The organism is Ethanoligenens harbinense YUAN-3, from assembly GCF_000178115.2.
Lineage (GTDB): Bacteria > Bacillota > Clostridia > Oscillospirales > Ethanoligenentaceae > Ethanoligenens > Ethanoligenens harbinense.
On record NC_014828.1, the window covers coordinates 2,848,285 to 2,869,873 of the forward strand.

Consider the following 21,589-nt stretch of genomic DNA (forward strand, 5'->3'; position numbering starts at 1 on the left):
TATCTCTTTCGATTGAATGGGACTTTTCGCCCTTCTCTTTTCGGACAGGCGACAGCCGTTACTTTATGTTTTGGAGGTATTTTTTTGAACGAAACCAACGAGCCCACGTCGTACGATCAGGAATTGGATCTGGGCCGCCTGCTTTTGATTCTAAAAAGAGGCTGGCTGCCAATATTGCTTGCTTCCTTTTTGGGCCTGATCGTTGCTTTTTCTCTTGCGGCTTGGGCAATCAGCCCGCTGTATGCATCCAGCACGATGCTGGTGGTAAATGCCAACAACAACCAAAACAACACCACTACCATCACCAATGACCAGTTGACAACCGCACAGGAGCTCGTCAATACGTATTCCGTGATTCTGACCAGCGACACCGTGCTTGATCAGGTGATTTCGGATCTGAACCTCAAAACGGACGCCTCTGCACTTGCAAAGAACATCTCCGTTGAAGGCGTGAACCAAACACAGGTTTTGAAAATCACGGTAAAGGACACCAACCCCCAGGTGGCCAAAAATATTGCAAACGACATCGCCCGCGTCGCGCCGAGCATAATTATCCAGACCGTTAAAGCCGGGTCGGTGGAGGTGGTTTCGGATGCAAAACTAGAATTGAAACCTGTCTTCCCGAATATTGTTCTGTTTTCCGCCATTGGTTTGCTGATCGGTTTTATCGGCGCCTATGCCACGCTGCTGGTTCGGGATCTGCTTGACCATACGTTTGATTCGGAAGAAGATGTTGAAAATCGTTTGGGCATCAGCGTCATCGGCGTGATCCCGGTCGTTCAGGTAAAAGAATAGAGGTACATACATGGCCAATAAACATCGCGTGCTTTCACATGATGTCCTGCTGTCATCGGGCAACGTTCCTTTCCAGTTTGTGGAGTCTTACAAAACACTGCGCACCAATCTCGATTTCATTCCGATCGATGAACCCTGCAAAAAATTCCTCATCACCAGTTCCATCCCCGAAGAAGGCAAAAGCACGGTATCCATCAACCTGGCCATCACACTGGCCGAAAGCCAGAAGCGGGTGCTGCTGATCGACCTGGACCTGCGCAAACCCACCATCAAAAAGAACCTGAAGCTCAAGGATGTGCGGAGCGGAATTTCTTCCGTCCTGGCCGACCAGAAAAGCGAAGACGACTGTATCGTATATCTGAGTGACCTCAATCTGTATGTCATGACATCCGGTCCCATTCCCCCCAACCCGGCGGAGCTGATCGGGTCGGACCGGATGCAGCACCTGATTCGCCGGCTGGAGGAAAAATTCGATTATATTCTGATCGATACCCCTCCCGTTTCCGTTGTCACGGATGCGGCTCTGGCTTCCCGGCTGGTACATGGTGTTATATTTGTGCTGCGGCAAAAATATACTACAACCGAAATTGCCCAACAGGCGCAAAACAATCTGAAAAATGTCGGCGCCCGGATCGTTGGGTGCGTATTCAATGCCTTCAACGCGCAAAAAAGCCGCAAATACGCCTACGGCCATTATAGATATAAAAGATATTACACCGAGGCATATAAATAATCTGACACTCCAGCGGAACAGCCCGCGTCACAGACAGAGTGGACCTAAGTATGAAGAGGAGCAGATAAAGGAGCGCATAATGGAAGGGGATATAAAGGCAGCGAGTCCCGTTGCCGACTATCTGCCCGGGGAAACCGTCGAAACAAACCATGCCCCCAAGTTCTATCTTTTGAAAAAGCGGTGCGCAGACATCGTATTGTCCGGCGTAGGACTCGTCATTTCGGCGCCGGTCATCTTCTTGATCGCTGTCTGCATTCGGTTGACCTCCAAAGGACCTGCGTTTTTTCTCCAAACGCGCGTTGGAAAAAACGGAGCCCCGTTTACGATCTTTAAATTTCGCTCCATGGTGGATGGGGCGGACGATTTGAAGAAACATCTGAGTTCCGAATTGTACGCATGCTACTTGGAAAAACGGAAACTGGCAAACGACCCCCGTGTGACCCCTTTCGGCCAGATATTGCGCAAAACCAGCCTGGACGAATTGCCGCAGCTGCTCAACATCCTGCGCGGGGACATGAGCCTCATCGGGCCGCGCCCCTTGCTTCCGGATGAAATCGTATCCTATGGCCCTGTTTACGCCCTGTATACCCAATTACGGCCGGGGCTGACAGGCCTTTGGCAGATCAAAAGCCGGAGCTTCACCACCCTGCCGGAACGTGCAAAGCTGGATGCGGAATACTACCGCCGAAGAAGCACCCTGTTTGACCTGTACATCTTTTTCAAAACGTTTCGGACCGTACTTTCTGCGAAAGGCGCATGTTGAACCAACCGGCCGTACGTCGTTTGCCTGAAATACCGAACATACACCGCTCTCCGTGCAAACAGGATCGGACGAAAACCGTGTCGGTGCGATTTCCGTCCGATTTTTATCGGGGCGGAGTTCTCTTCCGCAATGTCTGCTTTCACGTTTAAAAAGAAAGGATCTTCCTATGATCACGGTCTCAAATGTCAGCCTGTCCTTTCAGGATAAAAAACTGTTTGACAATGTCAATCTAAAGTTCACGCCGGGAAACTGCTACGGCGTGATCGGCGCAAACGGCGCGGGAAAAACCAGCTTTATCAAGATTCTTTCGGGCGAGCTTGTGCCCACCGGCGGCGAGGTGATCGTCACACCCGGAGAACGTTTGGCCGTGCTCAAGCAGGACCATTTCCAGTTTGACCAATTCACCGTTCTCCAAACGGTCATCCTCGGGCACAAGCGCCTGTACGACATCATGCAGGAAAAAGACGCGCTGTATGCCAAGCCGGATTTCAGCGAGGAAGACGGCGAGAAAGCCGCCGCGCTGGAAAGCGAATTTGCGGAATTGGACGGCTGGAACGCCGAATCCGATGCGGAACGCCTGCTCACCGGTCTGGGGGTGGATGTGTCGCTGCATGGCAAACAGATGCAGGAACTGGACGGCAACGACAAAGTGAAAGTGCTGCTGGCGCAGGCACTGTTCGGTAACCCTCACATTTTGCTGCTCGATGAGCCGACCAACCATCTCGACATCGCCGCCATCACCTGGCTGGAGTCCTTCCTGCTGGATTATCCAAACACCGTCATCGTCATCTCCCATGACCGCCATTTCCTCAACCAGGTCTGCACCCATATGGTGGATATCGACTTCGGCAAAATGAACCTGGTGGTGGGCAACTACGATTTCTGGTACGAATCCAGCCAGTTGGCCCAGCGGCTGCTGGCCGAACAAAACCGCAAAAAAGAAGAAAAAATCAAGGAGTTGCAGACTTTCATTGAACGGTTCAGCTCCAACGCCTCCAAGGCCAAGCAGGCGACCTCCCGCAAGAAGCTGCTGGAAAAGATCACGCTCGACGATATCCGCCCCTCCTCGCGGCGCTACCCATATGTCGGCTTCACACCCAACCGCGAAGCGGGTAAGGATATCCTTTCGGTCGAGGGCATCTGCAAAACCGTGGACGGCGTGCCTTTACTGAAAGACGTGACCTTTACGGTAAATAAGGGCGACAAGATCGTGTTTTCCTCCCACAACGAGCTGGCCCGCACGCTGCTGTTCCAGATCCTGATGGGCGAAATCGAGCCGGACAGCGGCAGCTTCAAATGGGGCGTGACCACCTCGCAGTCCTATCTGCCGCGCGATGTGAACGCCTATTTCGAAGACCCGGAGCTCACCATCATCGACTGGCTGCGGCAATTCTCGGAAGACAAACACGAAAGTTACATTCGCGGCTTTTTGGGAAAAATGCTGTTCTCCGGCGACGATGCGCTGAAAAAAGCGCAGGTGCTCTCGGGCGGCGAAAAGATGCGCTGCATGTTTTCCAAGCTGATGCTGTCGGGCGCGAACGTGCTGCTGCTTGACGACCCGACCAACCACCTCGATCTGGAATCCATCACGGCGGTGAACAACGGCCTGAAAGCGTTCCCCGGCACCATGCTGTTCACCTCGCATGACCTGGAGTTCATCGAGACCATCGCCAACCGCGTCATTGAGCTGACACCCGCCGGCATCTACGACAAGCAGACCTCGTTTGCCGATTTTCTGGAGAACGAAGACGCGCAGCAACGCATCGCCGCGCTGTATGCGGATGCCTGAGTTTCCCTGCCATATCTTCAACGCCCCCGTGCCGGTGCACGGGGGCGTTTTTCATGCTCTGCAGCCCGCCAGCGCGCCGCAGAGCCGCTCGAGCTGTTCCGCGCCGGTACCCAGCATCCGCACCAGCCTGCCGCCCCGCAGCGTGTCGGTTACGCCCGCGGAAACGGCGGGCACGTCGGCCAGCACGTTGAGCAGGCAGTCTTTGTCCGGCACATGCCCGCCAAAGAAAAACAGCGCCGCCTGATGGGTGTATCCCTCATAGTATCCCAAACCGGGCAGCGGCTGCTCATCCGGAAGCAGCACGGTGCGCTCTCGCAGCACCGGCCGCCCACTCTGCGAAACCGTAAGCGCGGCGCGGTAAGACGCGAAGCGGAACACTTCCCCGCTGCCCGCCCGACCGCAGGAGAGGATGTCCCGCCAAATGAGGCTGCCGTCGGGCCGCACGTCAATCACGGTATCGGACACATAGCGGCTGCCAGCGAACGGGAGCACCGGCGGAGGCAGCCAGCGCAGCACAGCGCCCGCTTCTACCGTGATGCGTGTGCGCTTCTCGGCATGCCCCGTCCCCATGCGGAACAGCTTGGTATAGGACTGACCCGTGACCGTGACGCGCGAGCCCGCGCCGATGCGAAAATCCTCCGTATAGCGGTCGCCCTCGAGAATGCCCGCGGAAGCGCTCATCACCATAAGCTGGACGCCGCCGTCCGGCTCCGGAAACGGGCGCGCAATCTTATACGGCGGGGTGAAAAAACAATCCTCCAGCACGGTGGCGCCGCCGCGCAGGCAGGTGCGCACGTGCAGCGCGCCGTCGCTCCCGTTCATTCAGGCAAGCCCTTCGAGCAACGCGTTTTTGCGTATCCAGCCGATCACCTCGTCCACGCCGCTGCCGTTCACCAGATTGGTGAACAAAAACGGGCGGTTGCCGCGCATGCGTTTTGCATCTCTGGCCATCACATCCAGGCTCGCGCCCACATACGGCGCAAGGTCGGTCTTGTTGATGACGAGCAGGTCGGAACGTGTGACGCCCGGGCCGCCCTTACGGGGGATCTTATCGCCCTGCGCCACGTCGATGACATAGATGGTCGCGTCCGCCAGCTCAGGACTGAACGTAGCGGAGAGGTTGTCGCCGCCGCTCTCGATGAACACGATCTCCACATCGGGAAAATTCGCCGCCATCTGTTCCACGGCCTCCAGATTCATGGAGCAGTCTTCGCGGATGGCCGTGTGCGGGCAGCCGCCCGTCTCCACACCCACGATGCGCTCCCTGGGCAGCGCGCTGTTGCGGATGAGAAACTCCGCGTCCTCTTTGGTATAGATGTCGTTGGTGACGACGCAGATGCTGTAATCCGGCGCCATTTTTCGTGTGAGCCGCTCGATGAGGGCCGTTTTGCCCGAGCCGACCGGCCCGCCGACACCGATGCGTACATATGCCATGCCTGTGCCCTCCTGTACCTTGCTTTCTATTGTATCCATATTTCCGTGTGCTGTCTTCTGCGGTTCTACCGGAAAACACGTCCGGCTTTTTCGAACCTGAACGCGGGCTGTGCCCGCCCGTTCAGGCCGGGTGCCTGCCATGTTCTCCAAACTCACCTGAAACCTGCAGGCAGGCTCAGCCTGCACGCTAGGACATATATTGGCGGGCAGGGAGATGCTCGTGCTGGATGGCGCGCAGATCCAGCCCCGGCAGCGCCAGCCCGATCTCCTCCTCCGGCACGTCCAGCGCCAACCGGGCGGCACAAAGCACATCGCCCAGCCGCGCATGCAGGATGCGCTGCCCATCGTGCTGGCCCAGCGGCACGAGCTTGACGCAGTTATTCACCACGGCGGACACGGCATTGTAGGCCAGCGCCGCCACCGCGTCTTCGCGCGCGATGCCCTGCGCGCGGGCGTATAGCCCGAACGCCACCGCATACTGGCCGTATGCCTCCCCCGCCCGCACCGCCGCCGCGTACCGCTCCAGACCGCCCGCGCCCATCTGCCCGGCCAAGCGGAAAAAGCGCTGGCACATCCGTCTGGCGCCCTCTCGCACCTCACGCGGGATCCTGGACGCCGCCGCCAACGCGTCCAGCCGCAGCAGCGCGGCGAAATCGTCGATATAGTCCCACGCGCGCGCAGCCACCGCGAGGTCGTTGTATGCCGCAGAGCGCAGAAACGCGGCCAGATAGGCTTCCAGATCGGCCGGGGTGCGCAGACGCTCCTGCTGCACATAAGTCTCCAACCCGTTTGAAAGCGTGAACGCCCCCACGGGAAAAAATGCGTCCGTGATTTGCAGCAGCTTCATAAATGAGGTGTCCATCGCATTTTTCCCTTTCCGGTGCAGGCGGCTCAGAATAAAAAATACCGCTGCGCGAGCGGCAGCTCGGCGGCCGCCTCGCAGGTGACGACCTCCCCGTCCACCGTGACGGTGTAGGTCTCGGGGTCCACGCGGATATCGCCCATACGGTCGTTGAACCGCATATCCTTCTTCGAGACGACACGGCAGTTCCGTACCGGGCGAATGATCTTCCGCAGGCCCAGCCGCTCGGGCAAGCCGCCCTCGACGGCGGCTTGCGAGAGAAACGTGATACTCGTCCGCTCCAGCGCGCGACCGAACCCGCCGAACATATGCCGGTAAAGCACCGGCTGCGGCGTGGGGATGGAGGCGTTGGCGTCGCCCATACGGGAGGCCGCGATGAAGCCGCCTTTGAGCACCATCTCCGGCTTGACGCCGAAAAAGGCCGGTTTCCAGAGCACCAAATCGGCAAATTTACCCGGTTCCACCGAGCCGAGCACGTCCGCGACGCCGTGCGTGACGGCCGGGTTGATGGTATATTTGGCAATGTAGCGCTTGATGCGGTTATTGTCGCAGTGTGTGTCGCCGGGCAGACGGCCGCGCTGCTTCTTCATTTTGTCCGCCGTCTGCCACGTGCGGAGGATGACCTCACCCACACGGCCCATGGCCTGCGAATCGGAACTCATCATGCTGAAAATGCCCAGATCGTGCAGCACGTCCTCCGCCGCGATGGTCTCGGGCCGGATGCGCGAATCGGCGAACGCCACATCCTCCGGCACGCTGCGGTCAAGGTGGTGGCAGACCATCAGCATATCAAGGTGCTCGTCCAGCGTATTGCGCGTGAACGGCATGGTGGGGTTGGTGGAGGAGGGCAGGACGTTTGGGAAAGCCGCCGCGCGGATGATGTCCGGCGCATGGCCGCCGCCCGCGCCCTCGGTGTGATAGGTGTGGATGGTGCGCCCCGCGATGGCGCGCATGGTATCTTCCACGAACCCCGCTTCGTTGAGCGTGTCGGTATGGATGGCCACCTGCACATCCAGTTCATCCGCCACGCGCAGGCAGGCGTCGATTGCGGCGGGCGTGCTGCCCCAGTCCTCATGCAGCTTGAGCCCCACCGCGCCCGCCGCAATCTGCGGGCGCAGGGTGGCCGGGTCGGCGGAGTTGCCTTTGCCCAGAAAACCGAGGTTCATAGGGAACGCTTCGGCTGCTTCCAGCATTTTGGACAGGTTCCACGCGCCCGGCGTGCAGGTGGTGGCGTTGGTACCGTCGGCCGGGCCGGTGCCGCCGCCGAACATAGTGGTGACGCCGCTGTAGAGCGCGGTGTCGATCTGCTGGGGGCTGATGAAGTGGATGTGCGAATCCATGCCGCCGGCCGTGACGATCAACCCTTCGCCCGCCAGCGCCTCGGTGGACGCGCCGAACGTCAGGCCGGGGGTCACACCGTCCATCACGTCGGGGTTGCCCGCCTTGCCGATGGCTGAAATGTATCCGTTTTTGATGCCGATGTCGGCCTTATAGATACCGGTAACATCGAGAATGAGCGCGTTTGTGATGATGAGATCGGGCACGTCCGTCGCGGAACAGGACTGCCCCATGCCGTCCCGCAGGGATTTGCCGCCGCCGAACTTGGCTTCATCACCATAAACGGTACAATCCTTTTCCACCTTAGCAAAAAGGTCGGTGTCCGCCAGGCGCACAAGATCGCCCGTGGTGGGGCCGTACATGCCCGCATAGCGCGCGCGGGAGATCTCCACACTCATGCGTCCACCCCCGAAAAACCCTGCGCTTTGGCGCGGGCAAGCGCGGTGTCGCGCACCGTTTTGTCGTCCAGCGCGCCGCCGGTGAGCCCGTTCAGCCCGAAACCCTGCCGTGCGCCGCCGATGGCCACCAGCCCCACCGTTTTTTCCTCGCCCGGCTCGAACCGTACCGCCGTGCCGGAAGGAATATCCAGCCGGAAGCCGAACGCCTGCGCGCGGTCGAACCGCAGGGCCTTGTTGACCTCGAAAAAATGATAATGCGAGCCGACCTGCACCGGCCGGTCACCCGTGTTCATCACATGCAGCGTGCGCGCGGGCCGCCCCTCGTTGAGCGTGATGTTCCCCTGCGCACAGAGGATCTCTCCCGGTTTCATAAGCGCTCCTTTCAGCGGATGGGGTTGTGGACGGTGACCAGCTTGGTGCCGTCGGGAAAGGTAGCCTCGATCTGCACTTCTTCCACCATATCGGCCACGCCCTCCATCACATCGTCCGCTGTGAGGATATGCCGCCCGGCCTGCATGATCTCCGCGACCGTCATGCCGTCCCGGGCACGCTCCATCAGTTCGGCACTGATGAGCGCGACCGCCTCCGGATAATTGAGCTTGAGCCCGCGCTCTTTGCGCTCTTGGGCCAGCCGGCCCGCGAAATGCAGCAGCAGCTTTTCCGTTTCCTTGGGTTGCAGATACATCGGCCATCCCCCTTGCACCTTGTTTTATCAGCAGATGATCTCATTATAAAAGGAAGACCGTGCAAACGCAACCACATCTTTCCGGCATACATGCGCAAAACGGTGGTATCGGACAAAACCCGCGCATATAGTGGAAACGCGGATACAATTCTCCCGCATGCCCCGGCCCCGCGGCACGGCGCGCGCCGCGCGGCTGTTCGCTACGTGCCTGTTTTGCCTGAACATAGAAACAACGGGCCGTGCCCGGAGGAAAGGTGCGATTTGATTGATCATTCATGTAGTCGAGCCCGGTGAAAGCCTCTATTCCATCGCCAGACGCTATGGCGTGACCTCCGAAAGCGTGATGCAGGCAAACGCCCTGCCCGAACCCGACCAGTTGGCGGTGGGGCAGGCCGTCGTGGTGCCGCAGGGGCGGCGCATCTATACCGTGCGCCCGGGAGACTCGGTGTTTGCCATCGCGCAGCGCTACGGCGTGCCGCCCTCCTCCATCCTAGAGGAAAATCCGGACATTGAGGACGGCAGCCGCCTCTACCCGGGGCAGATCGTGGTCATTCCTCCGCCGCAGGCCCGACAGGGCACCATCGAGGTCAACGGCTATGCTTTCCCGAGCACGTCCCCGGCGCTTTTGCAGCCCATCTTCCCGCTGCTCACCTATCTGTCCCTTTTTGCCTATCGCGTACGGGCGGACGGCAGCTTGGAACCGATCGACGACGGGCCGCTCATCAACCTGTCCAGGCAAAATCGCACCGCTCCTGTGATGGTGATCGCCAACATCCGCGAGACCGGCGGTTTCAGCACCGAGATCGGACAATCGGTACTAAACGACCAGACGGTACAGAACGCGCTGGTGCAAAACATCCGCACCACCATGCGCGAAAAAAATTATTATGCGCTCAACGTCGATTTTGAGTACATCCGCCCGCAGGATCGCGAGGCCTACAACGCATTTCTCACCCGCATCACCGGCGTGATGCACAGTGAAGGATATCCCGTCTTCACGGCTGTGGCGCCCAAACTGAACGCCGCCCAGCAGGGCCTGCTCTATGAGGCGCACGACTATCCCGCCCATGGCCGCACGGTGGACCGCGTGATCCTCATGACGTATGAATGGGGCTATCTGGCCGGACCGCCGCAGGCCGTCGCCCCCATCGACCAGGTGCGTCGCGTGGTGCAGTATGCCGTTTCGGTCATCCCGCCGCAAAAGATCCTGCTCGGCATGCCCAACTATGCCTACGACTGGACACTGCCCTACCGGCGCGGCACGCTGGCGGACACGTTTTCGAATGTGGAGGCCGTGCGGCGCGCCATCGCCAACAATGCCGCCATCCAATACGACAACACCGCACGCTCGCCGTTCTACACCTATTACGACGCGCAGCGCAGACAGCACATCGTCTGGTTCGAGGATGCGCGCAGCGTGCAGCAGAAATTCGCTCTGGTCACCGAGTTCGGGCTGGCGGGCGTCAGCTATTGGACGGTGGGACGGCCGTTCCCGGTCAACTGGTTTGTGCTGAACGAAATGTTCAACGTACGCAAAGTGCTTTGAAATTTCTATGAGGGCAAAAACGCGCGCGGCGGAGTTTGTCCGCCGCGCGCGTTGCGGTTTTTCGCCGCGGCAAGCGCCGCGCGTGCCTTTTTCGCCATGCCCCGTTTTAGCGGGGCACCGGCCTATTTTTCGTTGTGGTTCACCCAGTCGCGCGCCCGCTTGACATTCTGCTCGGACGGCAGCGCTACATCGGTGCCCTCCTGCTCATGGTCCTTCTGGCTGATGGCACTCATGATGAACGTCCCGTTCTCCTGCTTTTTCAGGAGGGCGGGCTGATGTTTCAGATATTTCTTGCGGTCGAAAAACCCATCGATCACCATTTCGCTCACCTCTTTATCCAAACGCCCTGTTGCAAATGAAAAACCCGGGCATGCTGCCATGCCCGGGTTTATTGTGTGCTTTTTTGAAGAAAAGATGAGGCTTTCCAGATTTTTATTTGATTTCATCCAGCGGGCGCAGATGCCGCCGGGAAATTTCGTCCACCTTTTTCACACGACGCTCATATTTTTCCTGCCCGGCAAAAAAATCGGTGTGCATCCAGACATCCACGATTTCCAGTGCAATGGCGGAACCAATGATCTTGCCGCCCAAGCAGAGCACATTGCTGTCGGTATGCTGGCGCGCCAGCTTGGCGCAGAACGGATCCTGACAAACCACCGCCGTCACACCCGCGATGCGGTTGGCGATCAGTGCGCTGCCGTAACCCACGCCGTCCACAAATATGCCGCGCGCGGCTTCGCCTTTGCCCACCGCCAGTGCGGCCGGGTAGACAAAATTCGGGAGGTCGGCGGCATCCGTGCTATAGGCGCCGAAATCCAGCACCTCGTGCCCCTGCTTTTGCAAAAGCACCTTGATCTCTTCTTTGAGCGGATATCCCGCGTGGTCGCTCGCCATGGCGATCCTCATAACGTGAACCTCCTGTTCGCCGTCAAAAGCTGCTTCTGTTATGACCGGATGCCTGCAATCCGGTTTGCCTGAACGGATATGCAGGCGCAAACCGGAGCCGCCTATTCAGACGGAATACTTGCCGCTTTTGCCGGCCTGTGGCTTGCTCAATCGTCGCGGCCACAGCAGTTTTTGTACTTTTTGCCGCTTCCACAGGGGCACGGGTCGTTGCGGCCGGGTTTTTTGCCGACATGGATCGGCATTTTCTTTACCGGACCATCATCCGTTCCCGAGGTGGGCGTGCCGACATGCTGGGTGTTCTGCACCGGCGTGACCGGCTGGCGCACCGGTTCCTCCTGCCGGTGGATCTGCACCGTCAGCAGCAGGCGCACGACGTCTTCACGGATGGAGCCGATCATCTCCTCGAACATCTGGAAGCCCTCGATGCGGTATTCCACCACCGGATCCTTCTGCCCATAGGCGCGCAGGTACATGCCCTGCCGCAGTGCGTCCATCGCATCGATGTGATCCATCCACTTCTCATCCACCACGCGCAGGATGATGACCCGCTCAAGCTCGCGCATTACGTCCTCGCCGAACGCTTCCTCACGCGCGCCATACAGCGCGGCGGTGCGGTCGATCAGCTTCTGGAGCATTTCGTTTTTCTCCAGTGCGGCGAGTTCGTCACGGGTGTAGACGTAATCGTCCGGCTTGGTGATCCAGCCCATGTAGTAGTCGCGCAGGCCCACCAGATTCCATTCATCCGGCACATCGCCGCTCACAAACTGGACGAACGCGCTCTCGATGCTCTCGCGGACCATACCCAGCACATAGTCGCGCATACTTTCGCCGTCGAGCACGCGGCGGCGCTGGCCGTAGATGATCTCGCGCTGGCGGTTCATGACATCGTCGAACTGAAGCACGTTTTTGCGGATGCCGAAGTTCTTGCCCTCGACCTTGCGCTGCGCGTTCTCAATGGAGTTGGTGATGAGCCGGTTTTCGATGGGCACATCGTCGTCCAGGCCCAGCGTATCCATCAGGCCCTGGATGCGTTCGCCGCCGAACAGGCGCATCAGGTCGTCTTCCAGCGAAATATAAAACCGCGATTCACCGGGGTCGCCCTGACGGCCGGCGCGGCCGCGGAGCTGGTTGTCGATGCGGCGGGACTCATGCCGCTCGGTGCCGATGATGAACAGGCCGCCCGCCGCCCGCACTTCCTCTGCCTCGGCCTCGGTCTTCCCACGGAATTTATCATGCAGCTCCTTGTACGCCTCTCTGGCATGCAGGATCTGCTCGTCTTCGGTCTCGGCGTAACCGGTTGCTTCGCTGATGAGCTCCTCGGGGAACTTCTGCTTGCGCATCTCGGCTTTGGCCATATATTCCGCGTTGCCGCCCAGCACAATATCGGTGCCGCGGCCGGCCATGTTGGTAGCGATGGTCACCGCGCCGCGTTTGCCCGCCTGCGCGACGATCTCCGCCTCTTTTTCGTGGTATTTGGCGTTGAGCACGCTGTGCGGAATCTGCCGTTGCTTGAGCATCTGGCTGAGCAGCTCGGATTTTTCGATGGAGATGGTGCCCACCAGCACCGGCTGGCCGACCTCGTGGCTTTCCACGATCTGCTCGATGACGGCGTTGAATTTGCCTTTTTCGGACTTATACACCGCGTCGTGATGGTCCACACGGATCATGTCGCGGTTGGTGGGAATCTCCAGCACGTCGAGCTTGTAGATCTCTTCAAACTCCTCCTGCTCGGTGAGCGCGGTGCCCGTCATGCCGGAGAGCTTCTTATACTGGCGGAAGAAATTCTGGAACGTGATGGTGGCCAGCGTCTTGGACTCGCGCTCCACCTTCACATGCTCTTTGGCCTCGATGGCCTGATGCAGGCCCTCGTTGTAGCGGCGGCCCAGCATGAGGCGGCCGGTGAATTCGTCGACGATGACGACCTGCCCGTCGCGCACCACATAGTCCACGTCGCGCTTCATGATGCCGTGCGCACGGATGGCCTGGTTGATGTGGTGCAGGATGTCGATGTGTTCGGAGTCCATCAGGTTCTCCAGCCCGAAGAACAGCTCCGCTTTCTTCACGCCGGAAGGGGTGAGGGTGGCCGTCTTGGCCTTTTCATCGACGATGTAGTCGCCCTCCTGCTCGATCTCCTCGTTGCTCTCCTTGTCGTCCAGCTCGCGCACCTTTTTGACGGTGAACGTGCGCACCAGTTGATCGGCGCGGTCATACATCTCGGTGGATTTGTCGCCCGGGCCGGAAATGATGAGCGGCGTGCGCGCCTCGTCGATGAGGATGGAGTCCACCTCGTCCACGACGCCGAAATGGAAGCCGCGCTGCACCATCTGCTCTTTATAAAGCACCATGTTGTCACGCAGATAATCAAACCCCAGCTCGTTGTTGGTGCCGTAAGTGATGTCGGCGGCATAGGCGGCGCGGCGCGCATCGCCCGGCAGGTCGTGGGAAATAAGCCCGACCGACAACCCCATATAACGGTAGAGTTTGCCCATCCAGTCGCTGTCGCGCTTGGCCAGATAATCGTTGACGGTGACGATGTGCACGCCCTTGCCTTCGAGTGCGTTGAGGTATGCCGGCAGCGTGGCCACCAGCGTTTTGCCTTCACCGGTCTTCATCTCGGCGATGCGGCCCTGGTGCAGTATGATGCCGCCGATAATCTGCACGGGGAAGTGCCGCATGCCGAGCACGCGGTCGGCCGCCTCTCTGGCCGCGGCAAACGCGTCCGGCAGGATGTCGTCGAGCGATTCGCCGTTTGCCAGCCGCTCTTTGAGCGCCGGCGTTACGGCTTTCAGTTCGTGCTCGGACATCGCTTTGTAGGTATCTTCCAACGCCAGCACCGCATCCGCAATCGGGCGTATCTTTTTCAGCTCCCTCTTGGAGTGGGAGCCGATGATGTGTTCAATGATGTTCATGCTGCACCTCGTCACACTTTTCCAAATTTTCCAGCTGTTCTATCTTTTCACGGCGGGACCCTTTCGGAACCTGCCGTCCGCCATGGCTGCCAGGCCGACGGCCCCGCCGCGATCAACTGCCGCATGGAGAACTTAGAGCCTATCCATAAATAAGGGGATGCAAAAACAGCGAGGCGATTTTTGCAAGACAAGACGGGGGGAGGAATACTTGCCGTATTCCGACGGACGACAACACAGAATGGCGGAAAATCGTCCGCTGAATTTGCGGTTTTTATTGTATGGATGACTCTTCATATCAACTGATTATACCATATTTTCAACGCAGTGTAATGGGATACCCGCAGAAAACCGCCCCGGATGTGTAAAACTTGCGTAAACAGGTGCGCCTGCCCTACTTTTTCTTTTGGCCGCGGATGCGTGAAAGCAGCACGCCGAACAGGCCGCGCCGGGGCTTTTCCTCCTGCCGCTCGGTGGCGCGGTAGGCCTGCCGGTAGAAATACATCTGGCTGTCCAGGTCTTCTCCTTCACGCAGGACACGCGCATAGGCACCGTCCGGCTGAAGTTCCCGGGCTTTCACATTGTCGCGCAGCTGCATATCCATGATACCGATGACACGGCCCGCGAGCCGGCTGTCCAGCACAGGCATGGCGATCTCCACCCGGCGCTCGGTGTTGCGCGTCATCCAGTCGGCGGAGGAAATATACACCCTGGCTTCGCTGCCCTCCCCGAAAATATAGATGCGCGCATGCTCCAGGAACCGGCCGACGATGCTGCGGACCCGGATGTTGTCCGTTTCGCCGGGCACGCCGGGGCACAGACAGCAGATGCCGCGAACGACCAGATCCACCTTTACCCCGGCCTTCGACGCCTCGATCATTTTATCAATGATATCCTTGTCGGTGATGCTGTTCATCTTGGCGATGATCCGCCCCGGCAGGCCGCTTTGGGCTTTGGCGATCTCGGCGTCCATCCGCGCGAGCACGCCCTGCTTGAGCGAGGACGGCGACACCAGCAGATGACGGTAGGCGCCGTCCAGATTGTTGATGCTGACGTTGTGGAAAAACGCCACGGCGTCTTCACCGATCTCGCGGTTGGCGGTCATGAGCGAGAGGTCCGTATAGAATTTGGCGGTGGTCTCATTGTAGTTGCCGGTGGCAATGTTGGTGATGTATTCCACACCTCCCCGCTGCTTGCGGGTGATGAGCAGGATCTTGGCATGCACCTTGTAGTCTTCGATGCCATAGATGACCTTACAGCCGGCATCTTCCAGCAAGCGGGACCAGTTGATGTTGTTCTGTTCGTCGAAACGGGCGCGCAGCTCGATGAGCACGGTAACGTCCTTGCCGTTTTCGGCGGCGGCGCAGAGATTCTGCACGATCTGCGACTGGCGCCCGATGCGGTAGAGCGTCATCTTGATGGAGACGACCCGGGGATCTTCCGATGCCTGGCGAATGAGCTCCACCAGCGGACGCATGCTCTCAAACGGATAGGAGAGCAGAATGTCCCGCTGGAGCACCTGCGGGATCATGGGCGCCGCGCGGTCCACCCCCGCCGGCCACTGGGGGCGCAGCGGCGAAAACATCAGTTTGCCGCGCTCCTCGGCGCCGATCTGTTCCTCCAGCACGCCGACGAACGCAAAATCCAGCGGCGCGGAGGAAAGGAAGCACTGGCTGCGCTGCAGCTCCAGTTTGGAAAGGAAAAACGCCAGCAACTCGTCATCCCCCGCCCGGTCGGTTTCCAGCCGCACCGGGGAGAGTTTGTTCCGCTTTTTGATGATCTCCTGCATATAGTTGCGGTAATCCACATCCTCGTCGAGCACGCCTTCCTCGGAGTCGATATCGGCGTTGCGGGTCACACGGAAGATCGCCTTGGCCTCCACCTCATAGACCCCGAACACCGTATCCGCAAAGCGCAGCAGAATATCCTCGGCCAGCAGGAACTTGCTGGTCTCGGGGATGAAGTACACCCGGTCGATCTCCCGTGTGAGGGGGATGATGCCGAACAGTTTGCCTGCCTTGCATTTGAGCCGCACGCCGATATAAATGACCTTGTTTTCCAGATGCGGGAACGGATGGTGCGCGTCGATAATCTGCGGGCTGAGCAGCGGGAGCATCTCTGTTTCAAAATAGGTGCGCACCACGCGCTTTTCTCCGCCGTCCAGCCCTTTATAGGAAACATGCGAAAACACGCCGATATCGCGCAATATGTCCGCATATGCTTTGTCTCTGCGGGGATACATCTGCTGCACGGCGGTATTCACCGCGGCGATCTGCTCCTCGGGCAGCATGCCGGTTTTGGTGTCGGCATTGTTACCGCCGAGCAGGGACTGGTCAAGCAGGCTGCCCACGCGCACCATGTAAAACTCGTCGAGGTTGGAAGAAAAGATCGACAAAAAGCGCAGCCGCTCATACAGCGGCACCGATGTGTCGCACGCTTCCTCCAGGACGCGCTCATTGAATTTGAGCCAGGAAAGTTCGCGGTTTATATACAACGCGGACATTTGTTCACCTCATCGTTCATCTGTCATTAAGCATAACGGTCTTGAGATAGCCTTCCCTCACGCCGCTGCGGCTGAGGGATACGGTGGCGGCGCCGGCATAGCCCACCAGACGGGCGAGGGCGGCCATACCGGGCAGGATGGTGTGTATGCGGTCGGGCTCCACCCGCAGGATGCGCCGCACCCCCACCTTGTGGTGAGACAGCACCCATTTCATCAGCGCGGCGATATCCTGCGCATCGAACATATAGCCCTGCAGCGCTTCCCCCGCGCGCCCGTATACATCCTGGTGCAGCCGGGCGATTGCGCGACCCGTGCCGCCGATCAGGCAGACATGCCCGCCCACCGACTTGAGCCAGTCCACACATTCGAGCTGGTGCTCTGCAAACTCCTTGATCTTGCGCAATTCCCCGGCGCCGGGAATAATTTTTTTCACGAACCGCTTATAAAGCGAAAGGCTGCCGTACGGCAGGCTGATACAGTTGTCGATATGCCCGTCGGCAAAGCGCACGATCTCGGTGCTGCCGCCGCCCATATCCACGACCAGACCTTTCTCCACCTCCGGTGGGATATACGCGCCCGCGAAATCCAGCCGGGCCTCTTCCTCGCCGCTGATGATGTCCACATCGATCCCCACCTGCTCTTTCACGCGCCGCACCACGTCTTCGGCGTTTTTCACGGCGCGCAGGCCGGCGGTGGCGAAACAGTTGAAACGCTCCACCCGCACGGCGACCGCCGTTTCGCGGAAGGCGCGCAGACCGTTCACCACGCGGAGGATCCCTTCTTCGCTGATCTCCCCCTTTTCCATATAGCCGATCATTCCCACCACTTCTTTGGCGCTGACGATATGCTGCAACTGCCCTTCTTTTTCGTCATAGACCTCCATGCGCATGGTATTGGAACCCAGATCCACGACCGCTCTTCTCATGCTTTCCTTTCGCCGTCCATTCTTCCCCTGCCGTGCACTCCGCCCGGCTTTCTTCATTTAAACATCTCTATACAAGTCTATTGTAGCATGTCCTCCCCGTAGTTTCAACGCAGGAAACAGAATGTGCATAACATCCTGCCCGGCCGCACATGATAAACGCAGCAACCGCCGCCCGCGGGCGGCCTCACGCTCGATGCGCATCAAGGAGGTTGCCCCATGGGAATCGCGTTTATCCGTACGCTCATTCTATACGCCGTCGTCATCGCCGCCGTGCGGGTGATGGGCAAGCGGCAGATCGGGGAGCTCCAGCCGTCGGAACTGGTGGTGGCCATTCTCATATCCGACCTTGCCTCAGTGCCCATGCAGCAGACCGGCACGCCCCTCACCAGCGGAATCGTACCGATTCTAACGCTCATCTCCTGCGAAGTGGCGCTTTCCGGGCTGACGCTGCTCAGCTCCCGCCTGCGGCGCGTCGTTACCGGCCGGCCGAGCATCCTCATCCAGAACGGCCAGATCAACCAGTCGGAAATGCGGCGCCTGCGCTTTACCGTGGACGACCTGATGGAAGAACTCCGCCTTTGCGGTTATATGAACGTGACCGACGTGGCGGTTGCCGTGCTGGAAACCAACGGCAAGCTCAGCGTGTTTCCCTCCTGCGCCAAGGCGCCTGTCACAGCCGAAATGCTGCATGTGCAGTGCCCGCCGGACGGCGGCCTGCCCACCACCCTCATCTGCGACGGCAAGCTGTTTCCCGAATCGCTGCGCGCCGCCGGAAAAAACAGGGACTGGCTGGAGGCCATCCTTTCCACGCAGGGAGTAACGGTGGAAGGTGTGTTTCTGATGACGGTGGACAACCTGGATAAAACCATCATCATCAAAAAGGACGGCGGCGCGCTTTCGAGCGCACGCGCCGCCGGATAAAACCGCAAAGGGAGGTGGACCGCCGTGAACAAACTGAAGGTTGTTGCGATCATCCTGATTCTGGTCATCGCCGTGATTGCCGCCGGCCAATATTATCTGGCCGTGAGCACCCATTCCATGGTGAACGCCGTGGAAACCGCGCAGGCCGCATACCACCGGAACGGCGATTCGCCCGATACCCAGAAAAAGATGCGGCAGTTTTTCTCCCTGTGGCAGAAAAACAGCCGCATCCTTCCCATGATGATCGACCACCGCGAAATCGATATCGTGAACACCTCGGTCGCCAAACTTCCCGCTTATCTGGAAAACAACGAAACCTCAGAATTTGATGCCGAATGCGATATTTTGAAAATGCAACTGGCACATTTGTGGTATGTTGAAAAAATTAACTGGGAAAACATTCTTTAAACACAGCCTATGCCGCCCGCGAAATGCGGACGGCCTTTGTTTTGTCTGCTTTGGTAAAAAGTGATCAAAAAGGAACCGATCACATTTTTCCGCGTGGGGTGTGAAGCAGGACGGCGCGCAAGACGTTTGGGGGATTCATGATGCAGACAGAACGGAAACGGGCCTATTGTCGGCTGTCCAACAGTCTGTTAAGTTCTTCCAAAAATGTGTTGATATCACGAAACTGGCGGTAAACCGAAGCAAACCGCACATACGCAACTTCATCAATCTCTTTGAGTTTTTCCATTGCGAGTTCGCCCACCCGTTTGGATGTGACTTCCCGTTCCAGCGAGCTTTGCAGAGTATTTTCGATCTCATCCGTTGCTTTTTCCAGAACACCGAGCGGCACCGGGCGTTTCTCACACGCGCGCAGCATACCGCCCAACAGTTTGTGACGGTCGAACGCCTGTCTGGAGTTGTCTTTTTTGATGACGACCAGCGGCAGGCTTTCCACCATTTCGTAAGTGGTGAACCGCTTTTGGCAACGCATGCATTCGCGCCGCCTACGGATACGCCCCCCCTCGTCAATGGGCCTGGAATCCACCACTTTACTTTCAAGGTATCCGCAATAAGGGCACTTCATGTTGTTTCCTCCGTCAAGGGCAGAAATCCGAGCCACGCACCGATCCCGCCGGTATCGGCTTCAGGCGGTTCCGCACCCCCGACCGTGAAAACACATACCGTGCCTACCGATCCGCTAGGTAGTCCTCAACCACGTCGCGCAGTGAAACCGGCGTTACGGTGTGTGCTGCGAGGAGGTGCAACAGGTCCTCTGCCTGTTTTTGAGAGAAACAGATATCATTCACCTGATCTGAATACGACGCACCCTGCTCCCCCGTAAAAGAGACCGACACGCCATACGTCTGGACGGGAGCGATCTCGCAATTGCAGCTTGTTACATAGTACCGAGCTACCCCAACGCATCTCTCCCCTTCCCGTACCTCCGCGGTCGCTGTTGGTTGCTTCATCTGTATTTCCCCCAAATAGACGCGATATTCTTGCGATTACAACAACCGCATTCGGGTTGCCGTCCAAGAATATTATACTTGCTGGACAATACGGATGAAAGCGTGCTTTATGTACGAGACTCAGAAATATTGCATAAATCTTACAAGAATTTTTTGGGCATTCGCACAAATAATTTCCATATAACGGATATTCTATGGGGAAATCGGTCGTTTTGTGTCGATTTCAAAAAACATTCAACTTTTACAAAATCGCGTTCGGTCTATTTTCACTGCAAAATCAGATATGGCAAAAAATTTACTCCGAGGAAAATATGCGGGTCGCAAGCGAAAGCGCCGTGTGCAGTTCGGCATGGTGGACAAATCCCGTGCGGTAAACTTCGATGAGCAGAGGGCCGACAAACCCCTGGAGCGCCAGCCTGCCGCGCAGCGCGGGAAGATCGACCTGCCCTGCCCCGGGAAGCAGACAGTCGCGCCCGTACGCGGCATCGCTCAGATGCACACAGGCGATCTGCCCCCCCATTGCGGCGCACATGGCCTCCACTGTTTCCCCTGTGCGCCGGACCTGTTTGACATCCAGTACAAACCGGACATCGTTCCCCAGAATACGGCGCATGGCCGCGACCTGTTCGACGCCGCCGCATTTGCAGCGCGCCACATTTTCCTGCGCCAGCACCACGCCTTCTTCTTTGGCCGCGTGCGCCAGGCGCGCGAACCGCTCGCAGTACTGCTCCATGGGCATGGGCAGGTCTTTGCGCGCGCCGTGAAATACCACCGCCTTGGCCCCGAGAAACGCCGCCACCGCGAAGGTGCGGCGGTATTGCGAGACCGAATCACTAAACCGGCTGGGATAATCTGAGAAGAACATCATCGATTCGTACGCCGCGGTATAGGGGTGGATGGAGCTGACAACCGCCCCCGCACGAGTGAGCAAAGCCTGCAGGCGGCGCAGATAGGTAATATTGTACTCACACTCGGCATTGAAAAAGATCTCGACCGTATGAGCACCCTGCTCCAGCACAAGCGCAAGGGCCTGCTCCGTTTCCATCGGATATAAACAGGCAGTAGAAATACCAACTTCCATACCGGCCTCCAGACGCTCCGCGCTCCATGCACACCACAGACTGCGCGCGGCACGGTAATAAATCCTTTTTAGCGCACATCTGCATACTCTGGCAAAACTTACGCCTTGTACGGCCATACGTAACGTGCTACTATAGTGGAAAGTTTGGTAAGAATCGTGTAAAAGCCATGCGGTGAAACCGCTCCAAAACCATGCCCGCCGTGCCGGGCGCATATCCACGCTCTTTCCCGAGGAGGAAAAACCCATGCAGTTCTTGCGTACGCTGTTCACAAATCTGCGCCAAATGGAGCCGCTCACGGTCACAATGCTGACCGACGGGTTCCGCCTTTCCTGCGGGCTTTTGGCGATGGCCATCCTGTTCACCCTGCTGCTGGGACACGTCGGCGATTATATGACGATGCTGTCCAACATCAAAGGCGCATTCTCAGCCGCTTTCGGCGTGTTCGACGCCACCGTGATCGCCAGCCTGTTAGGCGACCTCTACATCAAGGAACGCCGACGGGCATAACAGGCGCGGGCACAGCCCGCTTTTGATTCAGGCAAACCCGTGCGAAAAACATCCCGCACAGCCTGAATCCTGATCCGCCGG

General features: G+C 58.6%; 22 protein-coding genes. 8 read left to right on the top strand and 14 right to left on the bottom strand.

Annotation, left to right across the window (positions count from 1 at the left end):
* Positions 1-84: 84 nt before the first annotated feature.
* The 4 genes from ETHHA_RS13415 to ETHHA_RS13430 all read left to right on the top strand — a co-directional run bounded on the left by ETHHA_RS13415 (position 85) and on the right by ETHHA_RS13430 (position 4,080).
* Positions 85-795 (top strand): YveK family protein, encoded by a 711-nt coding sequence (locus ETHHA_RS13415; RefSeq protein ID WP_013486499.1) that lies wholly within the window; start codon positions 85-87, stop codon positions 793-795.
* A gap of 10 nt (positions 796-805) precedes the next feature.
* Positions 806-1,528 (top strand): CpsD/CapB family tyrosine-protein kinase, encoded by a 723-nt coding sequence (locus tag ETHHA_RS13420; protein ID WP_013486500.1) that lies wholly within the window; start codon positions 806-808, stop codon positions 1,526-1,528.
* Between the two features lie 79 nt (positions 1,529-1,607).
* Positions 1,608-2,291 (top strand): sugar transferase, encoded by a 684-nt coding sequence (locus ETHHA_RS13425; RefSeq protein WP_013486501.1) that lies wholly within the window; start codon positions 1,608-1,610, stop codon positions 2,289-2,291.
* A 166-nt stretch (positions 2,292-2,457) separates the two neighbouring features.
* Positions 2,458-4,080: an ABC-F family ATP-binding cassette domain-containing protein gene (locus tag ETHHA_RS13430; protein WP_013486502.1), complete on the top strand. Its 1,623-nt coding sequence runs from the start codon at positions 2,458-2,460 to the stop codon at positions 4,078-4,080.
* Positions 4,081-4,131: 51 nt separating this feature from the next.
* Here the strand turns inward: ETHHA_RS13430 and ETHHA_RS13435 are convergent, their stop codons facing one another.
* The 6 genes from ETHHA_RS13435 to ureA all read right to left on the bottom strand — a co-directional run bounded on the left by ETHHA_RS13435 (position 4,132) and on the right by ureA (position 8,797).
* A complete protein-coding gene (locus ETHHA_RS13435; protein ID WP_013486503.1) occupies positions 4,132-4,902 on the bottom strand; it encodes an urease accessory protein UreD in 771 nt (256 codons plus the stop codon).
* Positions 4,903-5,514: an urease accessory protein UreG gene (gene ureG / locus ETHHA_RS13440; RefSeq protein WP_013486504.1), complete on the bottom strand. Its 612-nt coding sequence runs from the start codon at positions 5,512-5,514 to the stop codon at positions 4,903-4,905.
* Between the two features lie 187 nt (positions 5,515-5,701).
* The gene (locus ETHHA_RS13445; RefSeq protein ID WP_041686907.1) at positions 5,702-6,376 is read right to left on the bottom strand and encodes an urease accessory protein UreF; all 675 of its coding nucleotides are present in this window, start codon (positions 6,374-6,376) and stop codon (positions 5,702-5,704) included.
* Between the two features lie 29 nt (positions 6,377-6,405).
* Positions 6,406-8,112, bottom strand: a complete 1,707-nt coding sequence (gene ureC, locus ETHHA_RS13450; RefSeq protein WP_013486506.1) for an urease subunit alpha — start codon at positions 8,110-8,112, stop codon at positions 6,406-6,408.
* Positions 8,109-8,483: an urease subunit beta gene (locus tag ETHHA_RS13455; protein ID WP_013486507.1), complete on the bottom strand. Its 375-nt coding sequence runs from the start codon at positions 8,481-8,483 to the stop codon at positions 8,109-8,111. Before ETHHA_RS13455 ends, ureC begins: the two co-directional genes overlap by 4 nt.
* Before the next feature lie 11 nt (positions 8,484-8,494).
* Positions 8,495-8,797 carry an urease subunit gamma gene (gene ureA, locus ETHHA_RS13460; protein WP_013486508.1) on the bottom strand — a complete coding sequence of 101 codons (303 nt, stop codon included), beginning with the start codon at positions 8,795-8,797 and terminating at the stop codon, positions 8,495-8,497.
* Between the two features lie 265 nt (positions 8,798-9,062).
* Here ureA and ETHHA_RS13470 point away from each other — a divergent pair, with 265 nt between their 5' ends.
* Entirely contained in the window at positions 9,063-10,343 is a 1,281-nt protein-coding gene (locus tag ETHHA_RS13470) for a glycoside hydrolase family 18 protein (RefSeq protein ID WP_013486509.1), read from the top strand.
* Positions 10,344-10,465: 122 nt separating this feature from the next.
* Here ETHHA_RS13470 and ETHHA_RS15940 read toward each other — a convergent pair whose 3' ends face one another.
* From ETHHA_RS15940 to ETHHA_RS13495, 5 genes are all read right to left on the bottom strand, one after another.
* Positions 10,466-10,663: a CDIF630_02480 family spore surface protein gene (locus tag ETHHA_RS15940; protein WP_013486510.1), complete on the bottom strand. Its 198-nt coding sequence runs from the start codon at positions 10,661-10,663 to the stop codon at positions 10,466-10,468.
* 112 nt (positions 10,664-10,775) lie between these two features.
* Positions 10,776-11,249, bottom strand: coding sequence for a ribose 5-phosphate isomerase B (gene rpiB / locus ETHHA_RS13480; RefSeq protein ID WP_013486511.1), 474 nt, complete (start codon positions 11,247-11,249; stop codon positions 10,776-10,778).
* A gap of 146 nt (positions 11,250-11,395) precedes the next feature.
* Complete coding sequence (gene secA, locus ETHHA_RS13485; RefSeq protein ID WP_013486512.1) at positions 11,396-14,158, bottom strand: preprotein translocase subunit SecA; 2,763 nt, start codon at positions 14,156-14,158, stop codon at positions 11,396-11,398.
* A 391-nt stretch (positions 14,159-14,549) separates the two neighbouring features.
* Complete coding sequence (gene ppk1, locus ETHHA_RS13490) at positions 14,550-16,658, bottom strand: polyphosphate kinase 1 (protein ID WP_013486513.1); 2,109 nt, start codon at positions 16,656-16,658, stop codon at positions 14,550-14,552.
* A gap of 16 nt (positions 16,659-16,674) precedes the next feature.
* Positions 16,675-17,583, bottom strand: coding sequence for a Ppx/GppA phosphatase family protein (locus ETHHA_RS13495; RefSeq protein ID WP_013486514.1), 909 nt, complete (start codon positions 17,581-17,583; stop codon positions 16,675-16,677).
* Between the two features lie 216 nt (positions 17,584-17,799).
* On the opposite strand from ETHHA_RS13495, the gene ETHHA_RS13500 reads away from it, so the two are divergent.
* Together ETHHA_RS13500 and ETHHA_RS13505 are read left to right on the top strand one after the other, a co-directional pair.
* A complete protein-coding gene (locus ETHHA_RS13500) occupies positions 17,800-18,504 on the top strand; it encodes a DUF421 domain-containing protein (protein WP_013486515.1) in 705 nt (234 codons plus the stop codon).
* 24 nt (positions 18,505-18,528) lie between these two features.
* Positions 18,529-18,912 carry a DUF4363 family protein gene (locus ETHHA_RS13505; protein ID WP_013486516.1) on the top strand — a complete coding sequence of 128 codons (384 nt, stop codon included), beginning with the start codon at positions 18,529-18,531 and terminating at the stop codon, positions 18,910-18,912.
* A 163-nt stretch (positions 18,913-19,075) separates the two neighbouring features.
* Here the strand turns inward: ETHHA_RS13505 and nrdR are convergent, their stop codons facing one another.
* The 3 genes from nrdR to ETHHA_RS13520 form a co-directional block, all read right to left on the bottom strand.
* The gene (nrdR, locus tag ETHHA_RS13510; RefSeq protein ID WP_013486517.1) at positions 19,076-19,534 is read right to left on the bottom strand and encodes a transcriptional regulator NrdR; all 459 of its coding nucleotides are present in this window, start codon (positions 19,532-19,534) and stop codon (positions 19,076-19,078) included.
* A 103-nt stretch (positions 19,535-19,637) separates the two neighbouring features.
* Entirely contained in the window at positions 19,638-19,919 is a 282-nt protein-coding gene (locus ETHHA_RS16415; RefSeq protein ID WP_013486518.1) for a DUF6514 family protein, read from the bottom strand.
* A 295-nt stretch (positions 19,920-20,214) separates the two neighbouring features.
* Positions 20,215-21,000, bottom strand: a complete 786-nt coding sequence (locus ETHHA_RS13520; RefSeq protein ID WP_013486519.1) for a sugar phosphate isomerase/epimerase family protein — start codon at positions 20,998-21,000, stop codon at positions 20,215-20,217.
* A gap of 244 nt (positions 21,001-21,244) precedes the next feature.
* Between ETHHA_RS13520 and ETHHA_RS15945 the strand changes: the two genes are divergently transcribed.
* On the top strand, positions 21,245-21,508 hold the full coding sequence (locus tag ETHHA_RS15945; protein ID WP_013486520.1) for a hypothetical protein: 264 nt from the start codon (positions 21,245-21,247) through the stop codon (positions 21,506-21,508).
* Positions 21,509-21,589 lie beyond the last annotated feature (81 nt).